Consider the following 1005-nt stretch of genomic DNA (forward strand, 5'->3'; position numbering starts at 1 on the left):
TGTTGAGTGACTATGACCAGTGGGGCCTGTGTCTGAACGAGGCGCTTGCGTGCGGGACGCCCGTATTGTGCAGCGACGGCTGCGGAGCGGCGCACGAATTGGTCCGCCACGGCGAAAACGGGTTCGTGACGGATGGAACGGATGCAGACATCGACCGCGGCGTCGCGATACTGCTTGACGACGAGAAGCTGTCTGCACTCAGGCGCAACTTTCCGTGGAATCTCGATGACTGGAATTTGCAGCGGTTTTCCGAAAATGTGTTGAACTTCGTGAACGGGTTCTCGAAATGCAAGTGAATCATGTCGTGGTGGCCAATGTCTTCGGCGCGGTGAACAAAGGCGATGCGGCGCTCATCGAGGTGTGTATCGACGAAATCCTCGAAGCCTTCCCGAACGCCTCTCTCAGCGGTATCGCATACCAGCCGTCGACGCAGCGCGCTCATCTGCCACGGGTGACGTGGCACGAGCGGCTCGGGAACTGCGTATCGAAGCACATGTGGCGCCGCCGTCTGTGCAATGTCGTCCGCCAGGCCATCACGATCTGCTATGTATCGTTGCGACGACCGTGGCTGCTCGGCCGTCTGATTCCGGTCGAGCAACGACGTGCCATCGACGCGCTCGGGAAAGCCGATGTCGTCGTCAGTTGTCCCGGCGGATATCTTGAAGACTCCAATCCGTCGTACTACGCGAACCTGATCCAGATCTGGGCGGCTTCGAAGTTTGGCGCCACCGTGGTTCTGGCGCCGCAGAGCGTCGGTCCGATCCGCTCCAGGCGCGGCCGGTGGTTTGCCGCAAAGGTGCTCGCCAAGGCATCCCTCATATGCGTACGGGAAAGCGAGTCGTACCATTTTGTCGTCGAGACGCCCGCGTTGCCGGCAGCGCGAGTCGCCAGGACCGGCGATCTTGCCTTCTGGCATGCTGCGACGCCGGCCGCGACCGCGTCGATGAAGGCGGAACTCGGAATCGATCCGGTCGAGCCTTATATCGCGGTTTCGGTGATCGAATG

Annotated in this window: 2 protein-coding genes; both read left to right on the forward strand. The window is 61.0% G+C overall.

The features are described from left to right. On the forward strand, window positions 1-296 hold a 296-nt coding region (locus ACWEOZ_RS44420), incomplete at its 5' end, for a glycosyltransferase (protein ID WP_451916687.1). A gap of 11 nt (window positions 297-307) precedes the next feature. Then, a partial coding sequence (locus ACWEOZ_RS44425) for a polysaccharide pyruvyl transferase family protein (protein WP_451916688.1) occupies window positions 308-1005 on the forward strand: 698 nt, incomplete at its 3' end.

Source organism: Actinoplanes sp. NPDC004185 (genome assembly GCF_053603475.1).